At 67.9% G+C, this 26,004-nt stretch carries 24 protein-coding genes; 16 read left to right on the plus strand and 8 right to left on the minus strand.

Going from position 1 to position 26,004, the window contains the following annotated elements; translation table 11 throughout:
• The first annotated feature begins 260 nt into the window (after nucleotides 1-260).
• From ACIP5Y_RS30395 to ACIP5Y_RS30440, 10 genes are all read left to right on the plus strand, one after another.
• Complete coding sequence (locus tag ACIP5Y_RS30395; RefSeq protein WP_400355218.1) at nucleotides 261-1,925, plus strand: fatty acid CoA ligase family protein; 1,665 nt, start codon at nucleotides 261-263, stop codon at nucleotides 1,923-1,925.
• A gap of 10 nt (nucleotides 1,926-1,935) precedes the next feature.
• On the plus strand, nucleotides 1,936-2,073 hold the full coding sequence (locus tag ACIP5Y_RS30400) for a hypothetical protein (RefSeq protein WP_400355220.1): 138 nt from the start codon (nucleotides 1,936-1,938) through the stop codon (nucleotides 2,071-2,073).
• Nucleotides 2,070-3,104 (plus strand): NAD-dependent epimerase/dehydratase family protein, encoded by a 1,035-nt coding sequence (locus ACIP5Y_RS30405; protein ID WP_400355222.1) that lies wholly within the window; start codon nucleotides 2,070-2,072, stop codon nucleotides 3,102-3,104. Before ACIP5Y_RS30400 ends, ACIP5Y_RS30405 begins: the two co-directional genes overlap by 4 nt.
• Before the next feature lie 112 nt (nucleotides 3,105-3,216).
• Entirely contained in the window at nucleotides 3,217-4,047 is an 831-nt protein-coding gene (locus ACIP5Y_RS30410; protein ID WP_400355224.1) for an alpha/beta fold hydrolase, read from the plus strand.
• 122 nt (nucleotides 4,048-4,169) lie between these two features.
• Nucleotides 4,170-5,117, plus strand: a complete 948-nt coding sequence (locus ACIP5Y_RS30415) for an alpha/beta hydrolase (protein WP_400355226.1) — start codon at nucleotides 4,170-4,172, stop codon at nucleotides 5,115-5,117.
• A 127-nt stretch (nucleotides 5,118-5,244) separates the two neighbouring features.
• On the plus strand, nucleotides 5,245-6,378 hold the full coding sequence (locus ACIP5Y_RS30420; RefSeq protein ID WP_400355228.1) for an alpha/beta hydrolase: 1,134 nt from the start codon (nucleotides 5,245-5,247) through the stop codon (nucleotides 6,376-6,378).
• A gap of 52 nt (nucleotides 6,379-6,430) precedes the next feature.
• A complete protein-coding gene (locus ACIP5Y_RS30425; protein WP_400355230.1) occupies nucleotides 6,431-7,237 on the plus strand; it encodes an SDR family oxidoreductase in 807 nt (268 codons plus the stop codon).
• 102 nt (nucleotides 7,238-7,339) lie between these two features.
• Nucleotides 7,340-8,203, plus strand: a complete 864-nt coding sequence (locus tag ACIP5Y_RS30430; protein WP_400355232.1) for a serine/threonine-protein kinase — start codon at nucleotides 7,340-7,342, stop codon at nucleotides 8,201-8,203.
• A gap of 128 nt (nucleotides 8,204-8,331) precedes the next feature.
• Nucleotides 8,332-8,967, plus strand: a complete 636-nt coding sequence (locus ACIP5Y_RS30435) for a MerR family transcriptional regulator (protein WP_400355234.1) — start codon at nucleotides 8,332-8,334, stop codon at nucleotides 8,965-8,967.
• Between the two features lie 239 nt (nucleotides 8,968-9,206).
• Nucleotides 9,207-10,238 carry an esterase/lipase family protein gene (locus ACIP5Y_RS30440; RefSeq protein WP_400355235.1) on the plus strand — a complete coding sequence of 344 codons (1,032 nt, stop codon included), beginning with the start codon at nucleotides 9,207-9,209 and terminating at the stop codon, nucleotides 10,236-10,238.
• A gap of 54 nt (nucleotides 10,239-10,292) precedes the next feature.
• Here the strand turns inward: ACIP5Y_RS30440 and ACIP5Y_RS30445 are convergent, their stop codons facing one another.
• Nucleotides 10,293-10,604, minus strand: coding sequence for a pyrimidine/purine nucleoside phosphorylase (locus ACIP5Y_RS30445; protein WP_400355237.1), 312 nt, complete (start codon nucleotides 10,602-10,604; stop codon nucleotides 10,293-10,295).
• Nucleotides 10,605-10,697: 93 nt separating this feature from the next.
• On the minus strand, nucleotides 10,698-12,362 hold the full coding sequence (locus ACIP5Y_RS30450; RefSeq protein WP_400355239.1) for a bifunctional 3'-5' exonuclease/DNA polymerase: 1,665 nt from the start codon (nucleotides 12,360-12,362) through the stop codon (nucleotides 10,698-10,700).
• Nucleotides 12,363-12,475: 113 nt separating this feature from the next.
• On the opposite strand from ACIP5Y_RS30450, the gene ACIP5Y_RS30455 reads away from it, so the two are divergent.
• From ACIP5Y_RS30455 to ACIP5Y_RS30465, 3 genes are all read left to right on the plus strand, one after another.
• Complete coding sequence (locus ACIP5Y_RS30455; protein WP_400355241.1) at nucleotides 12,476-13,015, plus strand: hypothetical protein; 540 nt, start codon at nucleotides 12,476-12,478, stop codon at nucleotides 13,013-13,015.
• Between the two features lie 124 nt (nucleotides 13,016-13,139).
• Nucleotides 13,140-14,045: an NADP-dependent oxidoreductase gene (locus tag ACIP5Y_RS30460; RefSeq protein ID WP_400355243.1), complete on the plus strand. Its 906-nt coding sequence runs from the start codon at nucleotides 13,140-13,142 to the stop codon at nucleotides 14,043-14,045.
• A 49-nt stretch (nucleotides 14,046-14,094) separates the two neighbouring features.
• Nucleotides 14,095-14,901, plus strand: coding sequence for a DUF1460 domain-containing protein (locus ACIP5Y_RS30465; protein WP_400355245.1), 807 nt, complete (start codon nucleotides 14,095-14,097; stop codon nucleotides 14,899-14,901).
• 22 nt (nucleotides 14,902-14,923) lie between these two features.
• Here ACIP5Y_RS30465 and ACIP5Y_RS30470 read toward each other — a convergent pair whose 3' ends face one another.
• The 3 genes from ACIP5Y_RS30470 to ACIP5Y_RS30480 form a co-directional block, all read right to left on the minus strand.
• Entirely contained in the window at nucleotides 14,924-17,290 is a 2,367-nt protein-coding gene (locus tag ACIP5Y_RS30470; RefSeq protein WP_397001306.1) for a RelA/SpoT family protein, read from the minus strand.
• 268 nt (nucleotides 17,291-17,558) lie between these two features.
• Nucleotides 17,559-19,154: an ABC-F family ATP-binding cassette domain-containing protein gene (locus ACIP5Y_RS30475; protein WP_400355247.1), complete on the minus strand. Its 1,596-nt coding sequence runs from the start codon at nucleotides 19,152-19,154 to the stop codon at nucleotides 17,559-17,561.
• Between the two features lie 166 nt (nucleotides 19,155-19,320).
• On the minus strand, nucleotides 19,321-21,297 hold the full coding sequence (locus ACIP5Y_RS30480; RefSeq protein WP_400355249.1) for a peptidoglycan DD-metalloendopeptidase family protein: 1,977 nt from the start codon (nucleotides 21,295-21,297) through the stop codon (nucleotides 19,321-19,323).
• A 160-nt stretch (nucleotides 21,298-21,457) separates the two neighbouring features.
• On the opposite strand from ACIP5Y_RS30480, the gene ACIP5Y_RS30485 reads away from it, so the two are divergent.
• Both ACIP5Y_RS30485 and ACIP5Y_RS30490 read left to right on the plus strand, forming a co-directional pair.
• On the plus strand, nucleotides 21,458-21,757 hold the full coding sequence (locus ACIP5Y_RS30485; protein WP_400355251.1) for a hypothetical protein: 300 nt from the start codon (nucleotides 21,458-21,460) through the stop codon (nucleotides 21,755-21,757).
• Between the two features lie 53 nt (nucleotides 21,758-21,810).
• Nucleotides 21,811-22,098, plus strand: a complete 288-nt coding sequence (locus tag ACIP5Y_RS30490) for a hypothetical protein (RefSeq protein WP_400355253.1) — start codon at nucleotides 21,811-21,813, stop codon at nucleotides 22,096-22,098.
• Between the two features lie 18 nt (nucleotides 22,099-22,116).
• Here the strand turns inward: ACIP5Y_RS30490 and ACIP5Y_RS30495 are convergent, their stop codons facing one another.
• On the minus strand, nucleotides 22,117-23,310 hold the full coding sequence (locus tag ACIP5Y_RS30495) for a PucR family transcriptional regulator (protein WP_400355254.1): 1,194 nt from the start codon (nucleotides 23,308-23,310) through the stop codon (nucleotides 22,117-22,119).
• Nucleotides 23,311-23,431: 121 nt separating this feature from the next.
• On the opposite strand from ACIP5Y_RS30495, the gene ACIP5Y_RS30500 reads away from it, so the two are divergent.
• On the plus strand, nucleotides 23,432-23,578 hold the full coding sequence (locus tag ACIP5Y_RS30500) for a hypothetical protein (RefSeq protein ID WP_400355256.1): 147 nt from the start codon (nucleotides 23,432-23,434) through the stop codon (nucleotides 23,576-23,578).
• A gap of 76 nt (nucleotides 23,579-23,654) precedes the next feature.
• Here the strand turns inward: ACIP5Y_RS30500 and ACIP5Y_RS30505 are convergent, their stop codons facing one another.
• Nucleotides 23,655-24,209 (minus strand): adenine phosphoribosyltransferase, encoded by a 555-nt coding sequence (locus ACIP5Y_RS30505; protein ID WP_400355873.1) that lies wholly within the window; start codon nucleotides 24,207-24,209, stop codon nucleotides 23,655-23,657.
• A 52-nt stretch (nucleotides 24,210-24,261) separates the two neighbouring features.
• On the minus strand, nucleotides 24,262-25,992 hold the full coding sequence (locus ACIP5Y_RS30510) for an ABC transporter substrate-binding protein (protein WP_400355258.1): 1,731 nt from the start codon (nucleotides 25,990-25,992) through the stop codon (nucleotides 24,262-24,264).
• Nucleotides 25,993-26,004: the final 12 nt, after the last annotated feature.

Genomic DNA, 26,004 nt, shown 5'->3' on the forward strand with positions numbered 1-26,004 from the left:
AACAGCCTGGTTCACCCGCATTGACGGAAGTTGCTCATAGGGGGCACCTAGGGGGTTATGAGGAACTGATGTCGGTACCGCGCGACACACCAACGGAGTTGTGAGACAACGTATTACACATGCTCTCGCGGTAGCGGACCCACGCGGCCTGCGGTACCCTCCCGGTATCTTCTTCGCATTCCTCGACAATTCTCTGGGGGAAGTGTGCCCTATTCCGAGACCATCATTTCCGTGCTTACCAATTCGAACGAGGTGATCGCGTGAGCACCGCAATCTATTGGCGCGCACTGGATCGGTTCCGCGACACGGTCGTCGCCCATCCCGAGCGGGAAGCGGTGATCTATGCCGACGGCCGTATCACGGCCGGCCTGCCCGAATACCGGCAGTTGACCTACGCCGAACTCGACGAGTGGTCCGACACCATCGCCGAGCAGTTCACCGCTGCCGGCGTGACGCCCGGCATGCGCACCATAGTGCTGGTCCGGCCCGGACCCGAGCTGTACGCGGTCCTGTACGGGCTGTTCAAGATCGGCTCGGTGCCCGTGGTGATCGACCCGGGTATGGGCATGTTCAAGATGCTGCGCTGCCTGCAGGCCGCCGACGCCGAAGCCTTCATCGGCGTCGCCGAGGCCCAGGCCCTGCGCATCGTGTTCCGCGCCTACTTCCGCAAGGTAAAGATCGCCGTCACCGTCGGCCGCTGCCTGTGGCGCGGGCCCACCCTCGAGGGCTGGGGCCGCAAACCCGCTGCGCCACTGCCGGATCGGGAACCCGCACCCGATGACGAACCCCTGCTCATCGCCTACACCACCGGCAGTACCGGCCCCGCCAAGGCGGTGGTGCTCACGCACGGCAATATCAGCGCGATGATCGACCAGGTGGACGCGGCCCGCGAGCACGTCCCGCCCGGCACCTCGCTCATCACCGCACCCGTGGTGGGCATTCTCGAACTGCTGCTCGGATCCCGTTGCGTCATGCCACCTTTGATCCCGTCCAAGGTGGGCGCCACCGATCCGGCGCACGTGGTGGACGCGGTCGGCCGGTTCGGCGTGCGCACCATGTTCGCCTCCCCCGCCGTGCTGATTCCGCTGCTGCGCCACATCGAGGACACCGGCGCGGAACTGCCCACCCTGGACAGCATCTACTCCGGCGGCGCACCCGTCCCGGACTGGTGCATCGAGGGCCTCCGGCGGGTGCTGCCCGAACACGCCCGGGTGTACTCCGGCTACGGTTCCACCGAGGCACTGCCCATGGCCACCATCGAATCCCGGGAACTGCTCGGTGAGCTGGTCGAGCAGGCGCACAACGGATCCGGCGTCTGCGTCGGCCGCCCCGCCCTGCACGTGCGGGCCCGCATCATCCCCGTCACCGACGACCCGCTGCCCACCTGGGCCGACGTCGAGGCCCGCACCGTGGACCTGGCGCTCTCCCGCGGCATCGGCGAACTCGTGGTGACCGGACCCAATGTGAGCACCCGCTACCTCTGGCCCGAACAGGCCAACCTGGTCGGCAAGATCGTCGACGGGGACGTCGTCTGGCATCGCACCGGCGACCTGGCCTGGCTCGACGACGAGGGCCGGATCCGGTTCTGCGGGCGCAAGAGTCAGCGCCTGGACACCGCGGCGGGCCCGATGTTCACCGTGCAGGTGGAGCAGGTCTTCAATACCCTCCCCGGCGTCGCCCGCACCGCCCTGGTCGGCGTCGGCGAACGCGGGGCGCAACGACCGGTGCTTTGCGTGGAACTCGAGGCCGGCGCCGATCAGCAGGAGGTCGAGGACCAATTGTCCAAGCGCCGGGACGAATTCGAGATCACCGCGCCGGTCACCGGTTTCCTCTTCCACCCGAAGTTCCCGGTCGACATCCGCCACAACGCCAAGATCGGCCGGGAACGGCTGACGGTCTGGGCCGCCAAGCAGCTCAGCGAATAGGAGGCAACGCATGAGACAGCTTGCCCTGCAGGCAGTCCCGGTGCTCGGCGTACTGAGCACCGTCACCGGCATGTTCGCCGTCGTGCGCATCTCGGTCCGCATGGTCGCCGACGAGCTGGCCAGCCGCAGCGTCCGGGAGACGGTGTGAAGGCCCTGGTGACGGGCGCCTCCGGTTTTCTGGGCGGCGCGCTGGTGCGACGGCTGGTCCGCGACGGCAACCACGAGGTGGCGATCCTGGTGCGGCCCACCAGCAATCTGCGCGACCTGGCACCGGTGCTGGGCCAGGTCCGGATCGTCACCGGGGACCTCTCCGACGCACAGTCCCTGGACCGCGCCGCGACCGGGATCGATGTCGTATTCCACAGTGCCGCACGGGTGGACGAGCGCGGAACGCGCGCACAGTTCTACGCGGAGAACACCGCCGCCACCGCGCGGCTACTGGCCGCGGCCCGATCCGCCGGCGCGGGACGATTCGTTTTCGTGTCGAGTCCTAGCGCGCTCATGGACCGTGATGGCGGCGACCAAATCGATATCGACGAGTCGGTTCCGTATCCGCGGCGCTATCTCAACCACTACTGCGAAACCAAGGCCGAGGCGGAACGCCTGGTGCTGCAGGCGAATACGCCGGAGTTCACCACCTGCGCGCTGCGACCCCGGGCCATCTGGGGCGCCGGCGACCGCTCGGGGCCGATCGTGCGGCTGCTGGAGCGCGCGGCGGCGGGCACCCTGCCGGATCTGTCCGGCGGCCACGAGGTATATGCCTCGCTCTGCCATGTGGACAATATCGTCGACGCCTGTGTCAAGGCTGCCACCAGCGAGAATGTCGGCGGCAAGGCGTATTTCATCGCCGATGCCGAGCAGACGAACGTCTGGCGCTTCCTGGTGCGGATCGCCACCGAACTCGGCTATCAGCCGCCGCGGCGCAAGCTGGATCCGCGGCTGGTGCGGGCGATCGTCGAGATCATCGAAAACCTCAGGCGCGTACCGTATCTGGCCACGCACTGGACGCCCCCGCTGTCGCGGTATTCGGTCGCGGTCATGACCCGGTCGGGCACCTACGACACCGCGGCCGCCACCCGCGATTTCGGATACCGGCCCGTAATCGACCGGGATACCGGCATGACCGAACTGAAATCCTGGCTGCGCACCGGGGAGGTGGATCGCCGAATAACACGCTGACCAGCAATCGGACGCAATCCTGCGAACCTTGTGTTACGCCGAGTACCGGCTAGCATGGGTGGCACTGCCGCGCGCGACGCGCGACACCGCTACTCAATGAGGAGAGCGCCCGATGCCGGTGTTCGACTATCACGGGGTGTCCGTCACATACGAACACGCCGGATCGGGTGATCCGATCGTATTCCTGCACAATATCGGCGGCGACCGCCGCATCTGGGTGAACCAGATGCGGGCGCTGTCGGGGACGAACAGCGTGTACGCGCTGGATCTGATCGGCTACGGCGAATCCGATACCCCGGCCGGCGGATACACCATCGAGAACTATCTGCGGATGCTGACGGAGTTCATCGAGGCCCAGCGGCTGCACCGGGTGACGCTGGTGGGGAACTGTTTCGGTAGCGCGCTGTCGCTGCTGTACGCGCGGCGGAATCCGGCGAACGTGCGCGCACTCGTGCTGTGCAGTCCACTGACGGCCAATACGCTGCGGCCCACCCCGACCGGCCTGACCGCACGGCTGGCGAGCCGCATGAAGCTCGATCCCGTCGCCGGCGTGATCCGATTGCCCGCGCTGGCAGCCGGACTGGTGGTGCGCGAACAGCTCGGGCCGCGCGGACGCACCATGGACCGCGCCGCCTTCGCCGAACTGCGGCACCGGTGGGCCGAGCCGCAGCGGCTGCTGCCGCCCGCCGCCATCGCCCGCGATCTGCCGAAACTGGCTGTGCTGGACGGCTTCCGGCCCGATGCGGACTTCCCGCCGATCACCACCGTGTGGGGTGCGAAGAACCACATCCTGTCCGCCGCCGCCGGGGCCCGGCTGAACGAGACCCTGGCGCCGGTGCGGGCGATCACGCTGCCGGAATGCGGGCATCTGGTGATGCTCGAGGATCCGGACGCCGTCACCACCGCCATCCGCTCGGCCACCCGCACCGCCATGGCGGGCTGACAGCCCCGAAAACGCAGCGCACGGACCGTTTCGGTCCGTGCGCTTTTCGGCGCTTGCAACCGTATCAATGAGACTATAAGCTCGTCTCAACGCAACAGTATCAATGAGACTATGGAGCTCGAATGACCACCCAGACCGCCCCCGCCGTCCACCCCGAACTCGCCGGCATCCTGGCCGCCCTGCCCCACCGACCGGGCACCTTCACCGATATCGAGGCCACCCGGCGCAACTTCCAGGCCGCCATGGACCGGCTGCCCCTGGACACCTCGCGGGTCGAGATCCGGAACCTGGAGCTCGACGGGCCCGACGGGAACAAGATCCCGGTCAGCGTCTACCGGCCCCGGGGCGTGCAGGGCACGCTGCCCGCCGTCCTGCACATCCACGGCGGCAGCTTCGCCTTCGGCGCCTCACAGCCGGGCCAGGACCGCACCGCCATCGAGATCGCGGAAGTCGTCGGTGCGGTAGCCGTTTCGGTCGACTACCGGCTGGCGCCCGAAAACCCGTATCCGGCCGGGCTCGAGGACTGCTACACCACCCTCGAATGGATGGTCGCGCACGCCGCGGAGCTGGACATCGACACCGACCGCATCGCCGTCACCGGAAAGTCCGCCGGCGGCGGCCTCACCGCGGCCCTGGCCCTGCTCACCCGGGACCGCCGCGGCCCGGCCATCGCCTACCAATCCCTCATGATCCCGACCACCGACGATCGCCACGACACCGAATCCGCGCGCGCCATCACCGACCCGCGCATCCTCAACAACACCGATATGAACGAGACCTACCGCCACTACCTGCGCGGCACCACCGATATCCCGATCTACGCCGGCCCCGCCCGCGCCACCGACCTGTCCGGCCTGCCCCCGGCCTTCGTCCTGGTCTGCGATATGGACCCGCTGCGCGACGAGGCCCTCGACTACGCCCGTCGCCTCATGGACGCCGGCATCCCGGTCACCGTGCGCAATGTCCCCGGCGCCTGGCACCTGTTCGAACTCCACGGACCCGAGACGAAGCCGGCCCGCACGATGATTCGCGGCTGGCTCACCGATCTCCGCACGGCCCTGGAGGATTGACCGCTACCGCCCACCCCGGCATGACAATTCCCGGCACGCCGGTAATGATGATCTTCGGTCCCGATCGAGACGACACCGTCCGGTCAGCCCACCGCCGTGCTGACCGAGACAATGACAGGAGCGCCCCGTGGCACCGAATCCCCAGTCCACGCCACCTCCGGCCATCGCGGACACCACCGAATCCGCCGCCATCGCAGACCCCTCGGTCAGCGCCGAATCCCCCGTTATTGCCGATTCCCCGGGCACTGCCGAATCCTCGGTCATCGTCGAAAACTTCGGGACCGCGCGCATCGGTACTCGCATCGTGGATCCCGTCCTGCGGACGACACTGCAGCAGGTACTGCGCGCCGCCGCGTGGGTGGGGAATCAGGGCCCGCGCGAGGCGGAGTTCGTCTTCCTGGCCGGTCGGTACTCCGAGGCGCCCGCCCGCATCATCGGCGGGACGCCGCGCGGCATCCGGCGGCGGCCGGTGCGGTTCGAGCACTGCGAGGCCGAATGGCTCTGGGATGCACGGCTTCCCGATCCGAGCGCGGAGCACGATGCCGCGATCCTCTACTTCCACGGCGGCGCGTTCGTCGCGGGCGGGCTGAACAGCTACCGGCGGTATACCGCCCGCATGGCGCGCACCAGCGCGCTGCCGGTGCTCACCGTCGACTATCGGCAGCTGCCCTACAACCACATTCGCGACAGCCTGCACGACGGGCTGGAGGCCTACCGCTCCCTGCTGGATGCCGGTTTCCCGGCCGGGCGGCTGATTCTCGCGGGTGATTCGGCCGGCGGCGGGCTGGCCCTGCGACTCGCACTGGCGGCCCGGGACCTGGGAATGCCACTGCCCGCGGGCATTTCGGTCACCTCACCGTGGGCCGATTTCGACTCCACGGCGCGCCTCGCGCACCCCAATGCGCGCCATGATGCGGTCCTGCCCACGGCCGGGCCGGACATGGTCGTGCGGCGCGGTATCGCCATCGACGGCAAGGTCGATCCGCGCTGGTCGGTGGTGAACCACGACTTCACCGGTCTGCCACCGATACTCGTGCAGGTCGGGTCCGAGGAGATGCTGCTCAGCGACGCCCTCGAGATCGCGAAGCGTTGCGAGGAGGCCCATGTCCCGCTCCGCCTGCAGATCCGCAGCCGGACCCCGCACTCCATGATCTATCTGGGTGCGGGCCTGCTCGGCGACGGCCGCGCGGCCATGGCGGATGCCGCCGCCTTCCACCGCGGCGTCCTCGACACGCCCGCCGGCGGCACCCGGGTTGCCTGAAGACCGGCCGATGGCAGACTGAACGCGATCGGATCCGATGCAGGAGGCTCGAATGTCCCAGCCCACTGATGCTTCCCGGCGCGCGGTGTTCATCACCGGCGCGGGCGCCGGTATCGGACGCGCCATCGCCTTGCGCTTCGCCGCCGAGGGCTGGACGGTCGGTCTCTACGACGTCGACAAGGCCGCCGTCGCCCGGGTCGCCGGTGAGATCGGCGGGCCCGTCGTCCAAGGCTCGTTCGATGTCACCGATCCGGCCGGCTGGGAGCGCACGCTCACCGAATTCACCGATGCCACCGGGCGTTTGGATCTGCTGGTCAACAATGCGGGGATCCTGTACTCCGGACCGCTCGCCGAGATCGATCTCGAACGCCAGCATCGGCTGATCGACGTGAACCTCAAAGGCGTACTGAACGGCTGTCATTCCGCGCTGCCGCACCTGCGCCGGACGCCGGGCAGTCAGGTCATCAATCTCGCCTCCGCCTCGGCGCTCTACGGCCAGCCCGGACTGGCGACCTACGGCGCCACCAAGGCGGCGGTCCGAAGCCTCACCGAGGCACTGGATCTGGAGTGGCGGCACTACGGCATCGCCGTGCGCGACATCCTGCCGCTGTTCGTCGCCACCGGCATGATGGTCGAGGTCGAGCGCGGCGCGAAGAGCGCGGGGCGGCTCGGCGTGCACCTCACACCCGAGGACGTCGCCACGGCGGTGTGGGAGACCGCCACCGCGCGCAGCCCGTTCCGCGGACCGCACGTACTGGTCGGAATCCAGACCAAACTCACCAGCGTGGCCCAGCGCCTCGGACCGCCGTGGCTCACCCGCTGGGTCGTCGGCGTCCTCAGCCGGGCGGACTCCCTCTAGCCTTGCGCGCGTTCCGGTCCGGAACTCTCCTGCAACGCGCTGACCTGCACGGACTTCCGCACCGGCATTGAGTGCGAATCCCCCGCAGCCCACAGTTGTCTGGTGCGAAGTGGTGAGGTTTTTGCGGGATACCGGATCGAACGCGAACTCGGAACAGGCGGTGCGGGAACGGTATATCTGGCCCGGCATGCACGACTACGCCGGCGCGATGCCCTGAAGGTGCCCAGCACGGTGAGCAGCCGGCGAGATTTCCCGGAGCACTTCCTGCGCGAGGCCGAATTCGCCGCCCGGCTGCACCACCCGAATGTCGTCGCCATCCACGGCAGCGGCATCCACGAGGGCTGCCCATGGATCGCCATGCAATACGTATCAGGCTGCGATGCCGAACAATTGGCGCGCGCCGCCGCACCCTTGCCGGCCCGGCGCGCGGTGCACATCATCACCGAGGCCGCCCGCGGACTCGACGCCGCCCACGCCGCCGGACTACTGCACCGCGATGTGAAACCCGCCAACCTGCTCATCGCACCCACCGCCGCGGGACCGGACCGGGTCCTGGTCACCGACTTCGGCATCGCCAGGGCGACGGATCCGTCCGGATCGCCCGCCACGGACTGCGAACTCACCGCCACCCCGGCCTATGCCGCACCCGAACAGATCTCCGGCATCCCCGTCGACCGGCGCGCCGACGTCTACGCCCTGGGCGGCACCCTGTTCCGGCTGCTCACCGGTGCGCTGCCCTTCGCCCGCCGCACACCGGAAGCCATGCTCACCGCACACCTCTACGCACCGCCGCCGCAACCCAGCGCCGTGAACCCCGCGGTCCCACCCGAATTCGACGCCGTCATCGCCCGCGCCATGGCCAAGCGGCCCGCGGACCGCTACCCCGGCTGCGGCGCACTCGCGGCCGCCGCGCGTATCGCACTGTACGGCGCCACGCATCGGGAGCCGGTCCTCGTTTTCGCCTAGCCCTGACAAGCCGCCCCAAATGCGCTCGGATACAAGGGCTGACGTGCGAACTCCGGTCCGAGATGAGATCGAACGCGCCCACTCGTAGAATGCGAAACACGAACAGAAGATTTCGCGAGAGGGGAACGGTGCTCACCATCGGGCAGCTCGCCGATGCCGCGGGCGTGACCGTGCACACCGTTCGCTGCTACCACCAGCGCGGCATCCTCCCCGAACCCGAGCGCGACGACACCGGCTACCAGCGCTACGACGCGCAGGCCGTGGTCGACCTGATTCGCATCCGGACCCTCGCCGACGCGGGCGTCCCGCTCACTCGCATCGACAGCCTGCTCCGCGCGCGGCCCGCCGAATTCGCCTCGGCGGAAAGAGTTTTCCTACCCCTCGAGGTGGTCGATGTCCTGGAACGCATGCGCGCGCTGAGAGTGAGCGAACGCATGATCCGGCTCGAACGCGACGCCTGGATCCTCATGGTCGCCATCGACGCCGACTCGGTGCCGCAGTGGGTGCGCCAGAAGAACGCCGCCTTCGACGATCCGGAACTACGCAACCTCTATCTCACCTGCGACCAGGCCTTCGACTGGCCGCCCCGCGATCCCCGCGTGGACCGGCTCATCGACACCATCGACGCCTGGGACGCCGCCCACCGCGACGGCCCGAGCCAGGCCGATTCGCTCGCCATCATCCTCGACCGCATGCAGGAACACTCACCGGCCTGGCAGCGCATCCTGGATGTCTTGGCACTCCGGTCGCGCCGCGGCGGCTGACTCGATTCGCGCGCAATCGGGCACATTCGACAGTGCTGAACGACGCGAACAATCGGTTAACAATCCGCCGGTAATCCGAGGTCGGCGACTATCGAGACCGGCGTCATGACGGTCCTCGCCATGACCTCGAAACGACTTCTTAACGGAATGATCGTCGTCACCGCAATTTCTCGGCAAACGGCCCATAGTCTGCTTCCAGCTGGACAACCGACCAACATCTCTAGGAAGCAGTACCCCGCATGTCGCACATTCTTCGCACGCGGCGCCGCGCCGCGGTCGTCCTCACCGCCGCCCTCCTCGCCCTCGGCGCGAATTCCGCTGCGGCCATGGCGGATCCGGACACCATCCCCGGCTCCCACTCCTCCGACACCGTCGGCTACGGGCCGGAACTCACCGACGAAGCCGCCGCCGTCGCCTACGGACTCGCCAATCCCGATGTGGCGCCGCAGGGCTCGAACGACTGGGGCTGCAAACCCGACGCCGCCCACCCGCGGCCGATCGTGCTGGTGCACGGCACCTGGGCCAGCGCCTTCAGCGCCTACTCCTACATGTCACCGCAATTGGCCAAGGCCGGCTACTGCGTCTTCACCTTCAACTACGGTCGCGCCGACTCCCCCGGCCAGGGCCTGGTGCAGCCCACCATCGGCGCCACCGGCTACATCGAGGACTCCGGCGCCCAGCTGGCCGGCTTCGTCGACCGCGTACTCGCCGCCACCGGCGCCGCCCAGGTCGACACCATCGGGCATTCGCAGGGCGGGGTCGTCATCCGCCAATACCTGAAATTCGACGGCGGCGCGGATGCGGCGAACCCGGCGAACAACAAGGTGAGCCACGTGATCACTTACGGCGCAACCAATCACGGCACCACGCTGAGCGGGCTCGGCAATCTGCTCGGCGCCTTCAAGGGCACGCTCGGACTGGACCTGAACAACCCCACCGAAACCCTCATCGGCCACGCGGGAATTCAGCAGTTGGTCGGCTCGCCCGTGCTCACCAGGCTGAACGAGGGCGGCGACACCATGCCCGGCATCGACTACACCATCGTGGGCGACCAGTACGACGAGGTCTCCACCCCCTACACCGCCACCTATCTCACCGCCGGCCCCGGCGCCACCGTCCACGACGTCCTGCTCCAGGACGGCTGCGCCCTCGACACCTCCGACCACAACTCCATGGTCTTCTCCCCGCGCGCCGTCTCGCTCGCCCTGCACGCCATCGACCCCGCCGCCCACCCCGATCTGGTCTGCACCACCAACCCCTGGCTGCTCTGACCGGACACGAAAAAGGCCGGGCCCCAACCGGGCCCGGCCTGCCGTAGCGGCGACTCAGCCGAAGTGGCACACGTAGTGCACGGGTTCCAGCACCTCGATCTCGAAGCTGGAGTTGCCCGGCACCGAGAACGACTCGCCGCCCTTGTAACTCGTGGCCTCGGACTCGCCCGCCAGCTTGACCGTGCAGGCGCCCTCGATCAGCTCCATGATTTCCGGCGCGCCCGTATTGAACGTCAACGTGGCGGGCAGGATCACACCGACCGACTTATTGGTGCCGTCGGCCAGCTCGATGCTGTGGCTCACGCATTTCCCGTCGAAGTAGACATTCGCCTTCTTCGTGACGGTGACATTCTCGAACGTCGTCATGGACTCTCCTCGCAGATAGGGAACCCGGACAGCCTACTGTGCCCGGTTCCGGGCAATTCGCTCAGACGATCATGAACACTCCTCACTTCGGCGTCATTTGGCGTCTGCGTAACATTCCACCACCGCGGTGGTGAAAGGGAAGCGAACCGGGGTGGGGCCGAAGGCAATTCGGCCCGCGGTGGCAGCCGCGGTCGCGATCATTCCGGCGACCTTCTCCGCTTCCTCGGCCGGGCAGTGGACTATCACCTCGTCGTGCTGGAAGAAGACGAGTTCGGCCTGTAGGCCCGCGTGGGTCATGGCATGGCGCAGACCCGCCAGGAGCAGGAGGGTCCAGTCCGCCGCGCTGCCCTGGACGACGAAGTTGCGGGTGAAGCGGCCCCGGGCGCGCGCTCTCGGGGTGCTGCCGTAGGCGACGGGCTGTCCGTCGTCGAGGTTGGCGTCGTCGGAGGCGGCGGCGGGTGGGCTGGTGCGGCCGAACCAGGTGCGGACGAGGCGGCCCTGTTCGCCGGCGGTGGCGGCATCGTCGACATAGGCCACCGCGGCCGGGTAGCGGCGGCGGAGTTCGGCCATGTGGGTGAGGGCGTCGCCGGAGGTCTGACCGTAGATGGCGCCCAGGAGGGCGATTTTGGCCTGGGCGCGGTCACCGCCGAAGGCGCGGGCGGCCAGGTCGGCGTAGAGGTCCTCGTCGCGGCCGGCCACCTCCATCAGGCCCGGATCGCGCGAGATCGCCGCGAGGACACGGGGTTCCATCTGGTCGGCGTCGGCGACCACCAGGCGCCAGCCGGGATCGGCGCGGATGGCCTGCCGAATCACCTTCGGAATCTGCAGGGCGCCACCACCATTGGCGGTCCAGCGGCCGGTGACGGTGCCGCCCGGCACGTATTCGGGCCGGAAACGGCCGTCATGGACCCACTGCTCGAGCCAGGACCAGCTGTGCGCGGTGTACAGGCGGTAGAGCTTCTTGTAAGCCAGCAATGGCTCGACCGCGGGGTGATCGACCTCCTGCAGCTCCCACTTTCGCGTGGACGACAGCGAGATGCCCACGCGCCCGAAGGCTTTGATGATCTCGTTCGGCAGATCCGGCCGGACCCGCACACCGCCGAAGGCCCGCGCTATCTCGTCGGTCAGCTCCACCATGCGCCGCGGTTCCATCCCGCCCGAAATCCGTTCGCCCAGCAGGCTTTCCAGCAACTCGCGATGGACGTCCGCGTGCCACGGGATCCCGGCCCGGGACATTTCCGTGGCCACCAGCATGCCCGCCGATTCGGCGGCGAGCAGCAAGCGCATCCGCTCCGGATATTCGGTCTTCGCCGTGCGGGCCACCTGTCCGGCGTAAACCTCCAGCAGCGCCGCGAACTCGTCCGTCCCGGACGGCAGCGGCACCGGCCCCGACTCGAACAGGGACGGCTGCGTCTCGGCGGTCCGCACCGGCGCGTCGGGAGGGACCGGCAACCTGTGCAGGCGCGCCCAGGCGGCCGCTAGCGAACGGGCCTGCCCCGACTGCCCTTCCTCGTGCCCGATCAGCAACGCCTCCGCGGCCTCCACGTCATAACACCGCTCGACCCGCACCCCGGCCGCCAGCAGCCGCCGATAGATCTCCGGCGTCGATCGCCACACCCACCGCTCCGCCTCGGGCCGCGACCGCACCGCCGCCGCGAGCGAGGACTCGTCCACCACCGGTCCGGCAGGCCGACCGTCCCGATCGAGCGGACACACCCGTGCCCCGCCCTCCCCCGTTTCCGCCACCGCCCATCGCATACCGAGAAGTCTCCCAGTGGCCACAGACATATTCGCCGACATCCACCCGGTAGGGTAGCCGGGAAGTTGCTACCAGCCGTTGGGTAGTTCCCGGCGGGGACGAGGAAGTCGACATGAGGGTTCGCGCGTCCGGATTGATCGTCACCGCCGTCATCCCGGTGCTGGCCATCGCCGGTTGTACCAACAGTCAGAAGTCATCGGATGCGACGGTCACGACCACCGCGACCACCAAGGGCAGCCCCACCCCCGCACCGTGCATGGACGAGAACGGGCACGGACCGGACGGCGCGCAACCGTGCGATACGAATCCGGCCAAGGGCCAACCGGTTCCGCTCGGTGCTGCCACCGAGGTGCCGACTCCCGCGGACGCATATATGGCGATCTACGCGCCCGCTCGGTGGGAAGGGGCCGCGACCGCGATCAGCTGCACCGCCACCGATGCGTCGAATCAGCCGATCACCGTGCAGCCGCCCAGCGCGGAACAGGTGGGTAGCAAGGAGATCGACGGCTCCGCCTGGAATGTCGTGTTCACCTATGGCGCCGCACCGGGCAAGACCACCCTCACCTGCAGCCCGAGCGGCAATGGCGCCCTGCCCACCGATGAGGGACCGCTGTTCGTGCGGGTCATGCCCGTCGGCATGCAGATGCGGTGATCCGGTCTGTCTTGCGGTGCCAGTGAAATGCCAGCGCGGCCACCCAGACTCGGACGCGGCAGTCACGTTCCGGCGTTGCATCTCGTCCACGGAGCAGCGACGAGATGGGAAGAGGTAGCGAAAGATGAAGGCAGCGCGCATTCACCAGCGTGACGGCGAGGGATTGGTGTACGAGGACGCGCCCGCACCGGTACACGTGACCGGCGATGTGGTGGTCGAGGTGCGGGCGGCCTCCTTCGTCCCGGACGAACTGAACTGGCCCGGCACCTGGGTGGATCGCGCCGGGAAGGACCGGACGCCGTCCATCCCGGCCCACGAGGTGGCCGGTGTGGTGAGCGAAGTCCATTACGGCACCACCGGTTTCGCCGTCGGCGATCGGGTCTTCGGGCTCACCGACTGGCATCGGGACGGCGCCGCAGCCGAATTCGTGGCCGTCGAGGCGCGCAATCTCGCACTGCTGCCGGCGGCACTGGACTTCACCTCGGCCGCCGCGCTCCCCCTCGCCGGTCTGACCGCGTGGCAGGGTCTGTTCGTGCACGGCGGACTGCAGGCGGGCCAGCGGGTGGTCATACACGGTGCGGGCGGCGGCACCGGGCTGCTGGCCGTGCAACTCGCGCACGATGCCGGCGCACACGTCATCGCCACCGGGCGCGCCAAAGCGGCCACGATCGCGAACGAGTCCGGCGCCTGCCGATTCGTCGATCTGGAACACGATCGGCTCGAAGACATCGAGGACGTGGACCTGGTATTCGACACCATCGGCGGCGATATCCTCGCCCGCTCGGCCGGGCTGCTGCGCCCCGGCGGCGCATTGGTGTCCATCACCGCTCCCCCGCCGGTCGCCCCCGCCGACGGCCGGACCGCCTTCTTCATCGTCGAGCCCAACCACGAGCAGCTGGTCGAACTGGCGCAGCGCGCGGAGGCGGGCCGGATCCGCCCGCATGTGGGCGCGGTGTTCCCGCTCGCGGACGCGGCGCGGGCGTTCGCCACCAAGCGCGGCACCCTCGGCAAGGTTGTGCTGCAACCCTGACGGGTTACGGTGGGGTGCACCTGGCATCGATCGGCCTCGGGGAGGCGACTTGCGCACCACCGTTCGCGTTCTGTTCGTTGTACTGGCTCTGATCTGCGGTTCGGGGCTGTGGTCGCCCATGGCGGGCGCCACGCCCACCGCGAATATCGACGATGCCACCTCCGCGAAGCTCGACAGTCTGCTGGCGCTGCGCACCGGGATTCCGGCCGGCACCGCGAGAGGTGATGTGATCGACCAGCTCTCGGCGCGCTTCCTCGGCACCCCGTACGGCCCGGACATGCTGATCGGCTCGGCCACCCAGCCGGAACAGCTGGTCGTCGACCTGCGGCGGGTGGATTGCTTCACGTTCCTGGATTACGTGGAGGCGCTCAGCAGGTCGTCCGACCGCGCCGATTTCATGAACAAGCTGGTCGAAACCCGATATACCAACGGCCAGATCGACTTCCAGCATCGCAAGAACTTCTTCACCGACTGGGCGAATACGCCCCGCGTCGCCGCCACCGATATCACCGGCACGCTGAGCTCGTCCGCGGTCGTCCTCACAAAGCAGCTCAACGCGAAAGCCGATGGCGGCAACTATCTTCCGGGCATTCCGGTGGTGGCCCGCAACATCACCTACATCCCCGCGAATGCCGTGAACGACGCGGTCATCTCGCAGCTGCACACCGGTGACTACATCGGCGCCTACGCCGACGAGCCCGGCCTGGACGTCACCCACGTCGGTATCTTCGTCCAGACCGCCAACGGCCCGGTATTCCGCAATGCCAGTTCACTGTCGGCCTACCAGGTCGTCGACACCCCGTTCTCGCAGTACGTCGCGACCACGCCCGGCATTCTGGTGTTGCGGCCCAACTGATTCCGGCCGGGCCGCCGTCCCGTCAGGCCGCCGAGGTCACGCGGTAGACGTCGTAGACGCCTTCCACATTGCGGACCACGTTCAGCAGATGCCCGAGGTGCTTCGGGTCGCCCATCTCGAAAGTGAACTTGGAGATGGCGACTCGATCACCGGAGGTGGTGACCGCGGCGGACAGGATGTTCACCTTCTCGTCGGCCAGCACCTTCGTCACATCGGACAGCAGCCGGGTGCGATCCAGGGCCTCGATCTGAATGGCCACCAGGAAGACCGAGGACGGCGACGGCGCCCACTTCACCTCGATGATGCGTTCCGGTTCCGCGCGCAGCGAATCCGCATTGGTGCAATCGGTCCGGTGCACGCTGACCGCGCCGCCGCGAGTCACGAAACCCATGATCTCGTCGCCGGGCACCGGCGTGCAGCACTTGGCCAGCTTGGAGACCGTGCCGGGCGCGCCCGGAATCTCCACGCCCGCATCGCCGGTCGTGCGCTGCCGCGCCGGAACCGTGGACGGAGTGGACCGTTCGGCGAGCTCGTTCTCCACATCGCTGACACCGCCGAGCTGCGCCATGAGCCGCTGCACCACATGATGCGCGGACACCTGGTTCTCGCCGACCGCCGCGTACAGCGCGGAGATATCGGTGTAGTGCAGTTCGTGCGCCAGCGCGGACATGGCGTCCACGCTCATCAGCCGCTGCAGCGGCAGGCCCGAGCGCCGGACCTCCTTGCTGATCGCGTCCTTACCGGCCTCGAGGGCTTCCTCGCGGCGTTCCTTGGCGAACCACTGCCGGATCTTGGCCTTGGCGCGTGGGGACACCACGAAGTTCGACCAGTCCCGGGAGGGTCCGGCGTTCTGCGCCTTCGAGGTGAAGATCTCGACGACCTCACCGTTCTCCAGCTGCCGTTCCAGCGCTACCAGGCGCCCGTTGACGCGGGCGCCGATGCAGCGATGCCCGACCTCGGTGTGCACGGCGTACGCGAAGTCCACCGGAGTCGACTTCTGCGGCAACGTGATCACATCGCCCTTGGGCGTGAACACGAAGATCTCCGGCGATTTCAGGTCGAAGCGCAGCGACTCCAGGAACTCGGCCGGGTCCGCGGCTTCCCGCTGCCAGTCCAGCAGCTGCCGCATCCAGGCCATATCGTCGACCTCGGTGGAGTCCGAGGAATGCTTGCCCTTGGTCTCCTTGTATCGCCAGTGCGCGGCGATGCCGAATTCCGCGGTGCGGTGCATGTCCTGGGTGCGGATCTGCACTTCCAGAGGCTTGCCGTCCGGACCCACGACCGTGGTGTGCAGCGACTGGTAGACGCCGTAGCGCGGTTGCGCGATGTAGTCCTTGAACCGGCCGGCCATCGGCTGCCACAGCGAATGCACCACGCCCACAGCGGCATAGCAGTCGCGCACCTCGTCGCAGAGGATGCGGATGCCGACCAGGTCATGGATGTCGTCGAAGTCCTTACCCTTGACGATCATCTTCTGATAGATCGACCAGTAGTGCTTCGGACGGCCTTCCACGATGGCCTTGATGCGACTCGCCTCGAGCGTGTTCACGATCTCGGCGCGCACCTTGGCCAGGTACGTGTCACGTGAGGGCGCGCGATCGGCGACCAGGCGCACGATCTCGTCGTATTTCTTGGGGTGCAGGATCGCGAAGGCGAGGTCCTCCAGCTCCCATTTGACCGTGGCCATACCCAGCCGGTGCGCCAGCGGCGCGATCACCTCGAGGGTTTCGCGCGCCTTCTTGGCCTGCTTCTCCGGCGGCAGGAAACGCATGGTGCGCATGTTGTGCAGCCGGTCGGCGACCTTGATCACCAGCACGCGCGGGTCGCGGGCCATGGCGATGATCATCTTGCGGATGGTCTCGGCCTCGGCGGCGGCGCCCAGGTTGACCTTGTCCAGCTTGGTGACGCCGTCGACCAGGTGCGCGACCTCGGACCCGAAGTCGTTGGTCAGCTCTTCGAGCGAGTAGCCGGTGTCCTCGACGGTGTCGTGCAGCAGCGCCGCGACCAGGGTGGTGGTGTCCATGCCGAGTTCGGCCAGGATGTTCGCGACGGCCAGCGGGTGCGTGATGTACGGGTCGCCCGACTTACGGAATTGGTGCTGGTGCTTCTCGTCCGCGACATCGAAAGCTCGTTGCAGCAGCGCGAGATTCGCCTTCGGGTACAGCTCACGATGCACGGTGGCGAGCGGTTCCAGCACCGGCTTGACCGCGGCGATGCCGCGCTGACCGGTCATGCGGCGGGCGAGGCGGGCACGCACACGGCGGGAGGCGGAAGTGGGTACGGCAGCGGAGGCATTGCGTGGAGTCGCGGCGGGCTGTCCGTTTGCCGGGGTGGCGGACGAACCGTTGTCGGATTGCCCGGCGTTCGCTTTCTCCAAATGCTGTGTCATGCCACCGCCTCTCTCGGCCTCGATTCGGATCACCTTATCGGACCGTTCAACCACCCGGACCTCCCACTTTAGTCCTGGATTCACATGGACACCGGGACGCGGATCCCGGCGGCAGCGGTAAGGGCCGGAGAGCAGAGGATACCGCCGTCGGGGCCCGGTTCGAGGCAGCATTGCGTCCGGATTGCTCAGGTGTCCGCAATGCGCCTCGACAGTGTGCTGTCACTCCTGCCCGACAGCGTGCTGTCACTCGGACCCCGCCGGCGTGCTGTCACTCCTCCGCGATTTCGATGAGCCCGTCCGCGGACAGCCCGAGGCGACGGGTCACCCCGATCTCGTCCAGGAACCGGGCATCGTGGCTGACCACCACCAACGCTCCCTGGAAGCTCGCCAGCGCCTCGGCGAGGTGCCGCAGGCTGGGCAGATCCAGATTGTTGGTGGGTTCGTCGAGCAGCAGCAGCCGCGGCGCGGGTTCGGCCAGCAAGAGCATGGCCAGCGCCGCACGCAGGCGTTCCCCACCGGACAGCGCGCCCGCGAGTACATCGGCATCGGCGCCGCGGAACAGGAACCGGGCCAATTGGGCCCGAATCTGTTCCGGCTTCGCGTGCGGCGCGGCGTCGGCGACATTCTCGAACACCGACCGCTGCTCGTCGAAGATGTCCAGCCGCTGCGGCAGCAACCGCCACGGCACCTTCGGCGCTTCCGCGCAGATGCGCTGCAGCAGGGTGGTTTTGCCCGCCCCGTTGCGCCCGGTGAGGGCGATGCGTTCTGGCCCGGCGATTTTCAGGGTCACCATCGGGCCGTTGGCCAGCACCACCCGATCCAGTTCGATCACGTCCTGCCCCGGGTAGAGCCGGGTGCCGGGCAGGTCGACCCGGATTTCCCGGTCGTCGCGCAGCAGCTCCTGAGCCTGTGTCAGTTGATCCTTGGCCTCCTCGACCTTGCCGATGTGGTTATTGCGCAACTTGCCCGCCGAGACCTGGGCCTGGCGTTTGCGTTCGGACATGATGATCTTGGGTTCGCGTTTCTGATCCCACATCTTCTGTCCGTAGCGCAGCCGCTTATCGAGTTTGATCCGCGCCTCGACCAATTCGCGGGATTGTTTGCGCACATCGCTGCGGGCATCGCGGACGGCCGCACGGGCCGCCTCCTGCTCGATCTCGATGATCCGTTCGTACTCGGTGAAATTGCCGCCGAACGAGCGGATCTCACCCTGCCGCAGTTCGGCGATGGCGTTCACCCGCTCCAGCAGCTCCCGATCGTGGCTCACCGTCAGCACTGTGCCGGGGAACTGGCCGACCACCTCGTAAAGGTGTTCGCGGGCAACCTGATCCAGATTGTTGGTCGGTTCGTCCAGTAGCAGCACATCGGGTTCGCGCAGCAGTTCGGCGACCAGGCCGAGCAGTACCGTCTCGCCGCCGGACAAGGTGTCCAGCCGGCGGTCCAGTTGCGCGACATCGCCTGCGACATAGTGCAATCCGAGCTTGCCGAGCAGCGCCACCGCGCGTTCCTCGATATCCCAGGCGGCGCCCACGAATTCGAAGTCGGCCTCGCCGCCGGTACCGGATTCGATGCGGTGCAGTGCTTTTCGCACCTCGGCGATGCCCAGCACCGCGTCGACCCGCTGCCCCGCGGCCAGGCCGATGTCCTGGCGCAGGTAGCCCAGGCGGCCGGGCAGCGTGATCGAGCCACGCTGGGGGCTCAGTTCACCGGTGATCAGCCGCAGCAGGGTCGATTTACCGGCGCCGTTGCTGCCCACCAGGCCGATATGCCCGGCGCTCAGTACGGCGTCGAGGCCGTCGAAGACGGGGGTGCCGTCCGGCCACGCGAAGGTGAGATCGGAAATAGATACAGAAGTAGATGACATACGAGCCTCCCGAGGGGTAACGCGAAGAATGCGGCGCACGTATGCGGGCCGCGCAGCGCTTACCTCAGAAGACCAACGTCATGACTCCGATCGACGGCAATAAGACTCGTAGCAAGTTACTCGCAGCAACGATGCAGTGCAAGAACATATTCCGGTGAGCCGGGTCTCAGCGCGCCATGCGGCGGGCCTTCATGCCGTTGAGCAGGGGCACTTGCGACACCTGACCGTTCTGTTCGGCGTGCAGCATGCGGCCGCTGCCGATATAGACGCCGACATCGGCCGGACCGCGCGGGCCGAAGTGGCCGAACACCAGGTCACCGGGCTTCGCATTGATGAGCGGCACCTCGACGCCCTGTTCCCACTGCTGTTCGGCGGTGCGCGGCAGATTGACGCTGCCGCCGGTGGCGGCGAAGACCGCGGCGGCGGTGAAGCCCGCCTCGTCGAAGCCGCCGCTGGTCGGTCCGCCGGGCCCGCCGCCGCCGAAAACGTATGGCGTGCCGAGCCATTGCTCACCGGCGGACACGATCTGGGGTCCGAGATCGGCGTTCGAGTCGGGCTGGAAGCGGCCGTCGCTGCCCATGCTGCGGTAGTTGGGCTCGGACTGCAGAATGCGCTCCACGTAGGGCCGCGTCTCGGTGAAGTGGCGCGGAATCTGGTCCGGCATACCGCCGGAGGACAGCACCGCGCCCTCGCCGGCGTTGTAGGCGGCGATGGTCAGCGCGGTCAGGTCGCCGGACACCTTGCCCTGCGCCATCCAGCCTTCGATGGTCTTGGCGATGGCGCACATATAGCGGCCCTGGCCGATGATGCCGTCGGCCGGATCCATCGGGTCGGCGTAGCCCTTGCCGTCGGCGTCTATGACGAACGGCTGCCCGTCGGGGGCCAGTTCCTTGGCGGTGCCGGGCATGAACTGCGCGATGCCCTCCGCGCCGTCCGGGGAGATGGCGCCGACATTGAAGCCGGATTCGGCGGCGCCCTGCGCGGCCAGCAGGGAGGCGGTGATCTCGGGGCAGATCGACCCGGCGCGGCGGTACCAGACCTCGAACTGGGCGGGCACCTTGCCGGAGGCGAGGTTGCCGCCGGCGGTGCCGAATCCGTTCTCGCAGTACGGCATGACGGGTGCGGGGATGGTGCCGCCCTGCAGCCAGGGCATGGGGTCGACCTGATGCCCGCCCGTCAACCGGCCGCCCGGTACGAGTTCGAAATGCAAATGCGGGCCCGAGGATTCACCATTACTGCCGACATCGGCGATGTGCTGGCCCATGGTGACGATGTCGCCGGTCTTGACGTAGATGCCATTGGCATACATATGCCCGTAAACCGTCGAGAAACGAGCGCCGCTCCCATCGACCGAGTCGATGACCACCCAGTCACCGAAGCCCGACGCGGCACCGGACGCGACCACCAGACCATCGGCGGCCGCGTAGATCGGAGTGCCCGCCGGAGCCGCGAAGTCCACGCCCATATGCGTGCCGCCGCGCGCGCCGAAACCATCGGTAATGGTGAATTGCCCTGGGGGAATCGGGTATCCGTGCCGCCCGCCGCCGCCGATGGCGCCCGCCTCGTTCACGGTGCCGGGCGCGGCGGCCAGCGAGACGTTCGGCGCGGACACACTGGGTCCGGCATCGTCGCCCTTGATGGTCACCTGGACCCGATCCATCCGATTGCTTGCCGGGTTCCCGCGGTCGTCCAGGGGCTTCCACTGAATGCCGGAGGCGGCGCCCGGAGTCCAGCTGCGCTGCTTCCAGATCACATAGTCGATCTTGAAGTTGGCGGCGCTCTCCTGCAGGAACTGCACGATCGCATCGCCTTTGGCCTGATCCGCGCCGACGATGAATTCCACCGCGCGCCCGGCCTTCAGATCCGGGAAGGCGGGATCATTGACGACGCCGCGCATATCCATCATCCCGAATCGCGCGACGGTGCAGCGCAGCACGCGCAGGGCGCCGTCCTGCAGGCCGGCCTCGGCGGCCGAACCGGTGGCCGGGCAGTTGGGTTCGGTGAGCGCGGGGGTGGCCGACGGAATCGCGGGTGTGCCCGGCGAACAGTTGGTTTCGGTCGAGGGCAGGATGATGACGACGACCAGGGTGATCAGCGAGAGGACGGCGCCGGCGGCGATGCCCAGGACGACTTTGGGCTTCACGCCCGAACGCTCACGACCGCCGCGGTGATCACCCGGACATCATGCCATGTCCGACACCCACTTTCACCGACCGCGGAGTCCGTTTCAGTCCGCGATCTTGGCGGCCGTTCCGACCGGCGACCTCTGATTGAACTGCCAGTTTCCGGGCATAGCGTGGGATATGCCCTACTATTACCCCCGCTCTTACTCCGAGGGCGCCGCGGCACGAATCGTCAGCCTCGTCGGTGGCCTCTTCGCACTGATCGAGGGCGTCTACATCCTCATGATCGTCCTCAACGCCGATGAAGCCAACCGCTTCTTCACCTTCATCAAGGGACTCGCGGTGCCGCTGGCGCTGTTCTTCCCCGGACTCTTCCACACCGGCAACGCCCATCTGGACGTGGTCGTGAACTACGGACTGGCAGCGCTGTTCTGGCTCGTCGTGACCGGGTTCATCGCTCGTCTGGTGGCGCGCTACTGACGACACCCCGAGGGTGCAGTTTCCGCGCGGCAGGCAGCGGGAATTCCCCCCGAATGCCGTACGTCGCCCGCAACGAGGCCGCCGCCGCCCGCATCATCGGGACGGTCGGCATGCTCTTCGCCCTCATCGAGGGCCTGTACATCCTGATGCTGGTACTGAACGCGGATCAGTCGAACCGCTTCTTCACCTTCATCAGGTCACTCGCCGAACCGCTGGCACTGTTCTTCCCGGGACTGTTCCACACCGGCAGCCACAATCTGGACATCGTGCTGAATTACGGTTTGGCGGCGGTCTTCTGGCTCATAGTCAGCGGATTCGTCGCCCGGGTCGTCGCACGCTGACCACCGGTGCCGCGCCGCCTACAGGTCGGCGCCGGCGAGATCGAACGCGGTCAGGGCCGCGGCGAACAATGGCGTGTGTTCGGACCGGCCCGGATCGTAGCCGGTGAGCGCGGCTATCCGGTTCAGCCGATAGTTGAGCGTATTGCGGTGTACCACCAGGGACTCCGCGGCCGCGACACGATTGTGGTCGTGTGACAGATAGGCGCGCAGCGCCTGCATGAGATGCGGGTGATCGGTCAGCGGCCCCAGCAGTCCGAGCAGCCAGGCGCGCGCGGGACCGGGACGCGCGAACTGATACTGCAGGGCGAGATCCGACATGCGGTACACACCGGTCGGCCGCCCGAGACCCAATGCGAGCCGGGCGATCTCCCCCGCCTCCTCCGCCCGCGCCGGAATCTCGGAAACCATTGCGGCCAATGCCGTTCCAGCTATCACCCGGACACCCGCAGCGGCGGCGATCCGGCCCACGGCGGTGTCGAGGCGGGCGCTCGGCTCGGTCGCCGGGACCAGCACCCAGCCGCCGGCCCGATCCAGCACGGTGAGCGCCTGCGGAGACAGGGCATCGATCTCGCCGTGGATCACCCGCATGGCCGGGCGGACACCGTCACCGCTCTCGGTGGCTTCGGGCGTGCGCAGCGCCAGCACGTGATAACCGCCCAGGGTGATGCCGAAGCGTTCGGCCAGCAACTCGGCGGGCTTGCCCTGCAGGAGGGCCTGTCCCAGCGCGCGTTTGGCCTCGCGCTGCTCCCAGTGCAGGTCCTGGCGCTCGTCCAGATAGGAGGCGGCGACACCCGGCACGACCGCGCCGAGATAGCCGAGCAGCAGCGGCACCGCGGCCAGCAATTCCTCGCGCTCGCGGTCGGTGCCGGCGACGGTGGCCAGGTAGTTCCAGGCGGCCAGTGCGCCGCGGTGATACACGGCCAGCACGGCGTCCAGCGGAATGCCCTCGCGCGCACGGCGAACCGCCACATCGATCATGGCGGTCATGTCCTCGGGGCGCGGATCGCGGTGTTCGCCGAGCAGGCGCAGGAACAGCTGCAGGTTCTCCTCGGCGCGGCGCACCAGATCCTGTTCGATCAGGTCGTGCGGCAACCGCTCGTAGTCCGGGACGGTCTTGATCACTGCCGTCACCATTTCCCGCGCGGCCTCGGGGAGGTGCGCGGCAAGGAATCCCGCGAAGGGCATATCCGGGTCATCGGGTGCGGCGGTCATCCAGTCATTGTGCGCGTGAACGAATCCCCGCGCACCGCAATCCAATACCGCAGGGTGGCGCGCGACGATATCTTTGGTTGCCTTGTCATCTGAACAAATTGCCGGGCGTAAGCCTGATTCCGTGCACAGAGACGGCGGGATACCCGCCGACTATATGAACGCCGCCGAGACGCTCATCCCCATCGCGGCGGGCGTCGGACAGGGCTGGACCGTGGTCATCCCCGACTACGAAGGCCTGATCGGTCAGGCCGTCGGCGCGGGCAAGTAGCGCCCGGCAGCGGAAAAGCGAAGGCCCGGTGACGATTCGTCACCGGGCCTTCGGTCTGTCTGTTGTCTCTCGCAGGTCAGAGCTTGACGATCGAGGTGAGCGGGTAGCTGCCCTGCTTGGCACGCCCCTCGAGGAAGGTGAGCTCCAGCACCACGGCGGCCGCGACCACCTCGGCGCCGGCGGCGATGAACAGCTCGGCCGCGGCGGCGAGGGTGCCGCCGGTGGCGAGCACATCGTCGAGCAGCAGGACCTTGCGGCCCTTCAGATCGATGCCGTCGGCCGGGATCTCCAGTGCGGCCGAACCGTATTCGAGGGTGTACTCACGGGAAATGACGGGCGGGGGTAGCTTGCCGCCCTTCCGCACCGCCACCACGCCGGTACCCAGGATCGCGGCCACGCCGGCGCCCAGCAGGAAGCCGCGCGCGTCCACGCCCGCCACCAGATCGGCCTCGGGTGCGGCGGCGGCGAAGCAGTCCAGTACCGCGCGGAAGCCCTCGGCATCCGCGAAAACCGGTGTCAGGTCCGCGAAGCGGACACCCGGTGTGGGGAAGTCGTCGTGCCAACGGGTCAGCCGCTGCACGGACCCCTCGGCCTTGGCGCTGCGTGCCCCGGCGTCGTCCGTGTCAGCCATCTCGTGCTTGCTCATCTCCACCCATTCCTCGTCACCAACGGCCCCACCGGGGTCACCGCTTCAGCACCCAGCGATCCATATTCCAACCAGCGCCGGCCCGCGTCGGGCTGGCGATACCGTTCTCCATGCCGTCGCCGAATGCGATGGTGCGCGGTCCGGCGAACAGCGGGATCGACGGCATGTCGCCCCAGAGCAGGTTTTCCTGCTCGGTCAGCAGGTTCAGCACGGTGCTCGAGTTGTCCTCGGACGCAAGCTGATCCGCGATGGCATCGTAGCGGCCGTTACCGTACCTACCGAAATTGACGCCGGAGCCGGTGCGCAGCGCCGCGATGGCGTCGGTCTCCGCGAGCGAACCCGACGGTCCCGGCATACCCGCGGTGCCGCCCAGGATGGCGTCCACCTTGCCGTCGGCCAGCTGCTGCGCGGTGAAATCCGGTGTGCCCGCGTCGACCACGGTGATGCCCGCGGCCTTGCAGGCGTCGGCGATGGCGGCCACCGTCTGCGCGCGCCGGTCATCCGGCTTCACGTAGCCGATGCGCACGGTCTGGTTCTGCAGGCCCGAGGAGCTCGCCGCCGTCACGATGCCCGGATCGCCGCCCTTGTACTTGTCGGCCGGACCGACGATGGACGGGTAGTACAGCGAATCCTGCGGCACGGTCCGGGAATTCGCGAGGCCCGCGCCCAGACCGCTCTTCACGTCGTAGCCCGGATGCCCGAACTTGTCGAACAGCGCCTGCCGCGGCACGCACAGCGCGAACGCCTTGCGCGCGTTCGCGTTCGCGAGGACACCGTTGGTGTTCAAGGTCAGCTGCTCGACGCCGCGGCCGGGCAGATTCTCCTTCGAGAAGCCCGACAGGGGCACGTCACCCAGCGAACCGGCGCCGATGTCGAGCACCCCGATCGCCTTGTCCGACAGCTTCGACTTCAGATCGGAATGCTTGTCCCACACCACGATTCGCGGCGTCGCGGCGGCATTGCCCCACCACTTCTCGTTCTTCACCAGGACCAGACCGTCCTTGTCGGTGAAGGATTCGATCCGGTACGGGCCGGAGGACGGCAGTACCGTCAGGTCCGCCTTGCCGGGCGTGAGATTCCAGCCGGTGTTCCAGAAGTCGGCGATGCGTTCCATGGTCGGCTGATCGCCGGTCTGTACGGCAGTCACCACATTCGGCAGTTTGAGCTGGTTCGCGATGGTGTGCGCCGGCATCATCTCGTCGGCGTTGAAGAGGGTCTTCCACTGCGAATAGTGCTTGCCCGGCCGGAAGACGACGGTGGCGTCCTTCGAGCCGGCCTGGCAGTCCACCCGCTCGATATCGCGGTAGCCGTCGGTGCTCGCGGCATCGAACATCGGGATCGGGCCGCCCGGACCGGCCTTGGTGAACCGGCCGTTGCGCGCCGCCCACGCCAGCACCAGATCGTCACACGAGGTGGGGGTGCCGTCGGAGTACACGCCGTCCGGATTCAGGCGGTACTGGATGGTCTGCGCATCGCCGGGCACTTCCTTGGCGGTGCCGGTATCGGTGTCGGCCACCGGCTGCCCGTCCGGACCGGTGTAGAAGAACCCGGTCAGCACGCGCGAGAACACCGCCGCCGCACCGCTGTTGGCGCCGAGGGTGCTGCTGCCGTTGTAGCTGGCGATGACCGCGTCCACGCCGTAGCCGATGGACGGCACCTGATTCTTGCTACCGCAGGCCGTCAGCCCGCCGACCGCGAGCGCACCCGCCGCCGCGACGGCCAGGCCGCGCCGCACCAGCACGGTACGACGCGTTCCCTGTTGCCTCACTACGCAACCCCC

This window comes from Nocardia sp. NPDC088792, assembly GCF_044750615.1.
Lineage (GTDB): Bacteria > Actinomycetota > Actinomycetes > Mycobacteriales > Mycobacteriaceae > Nocardia.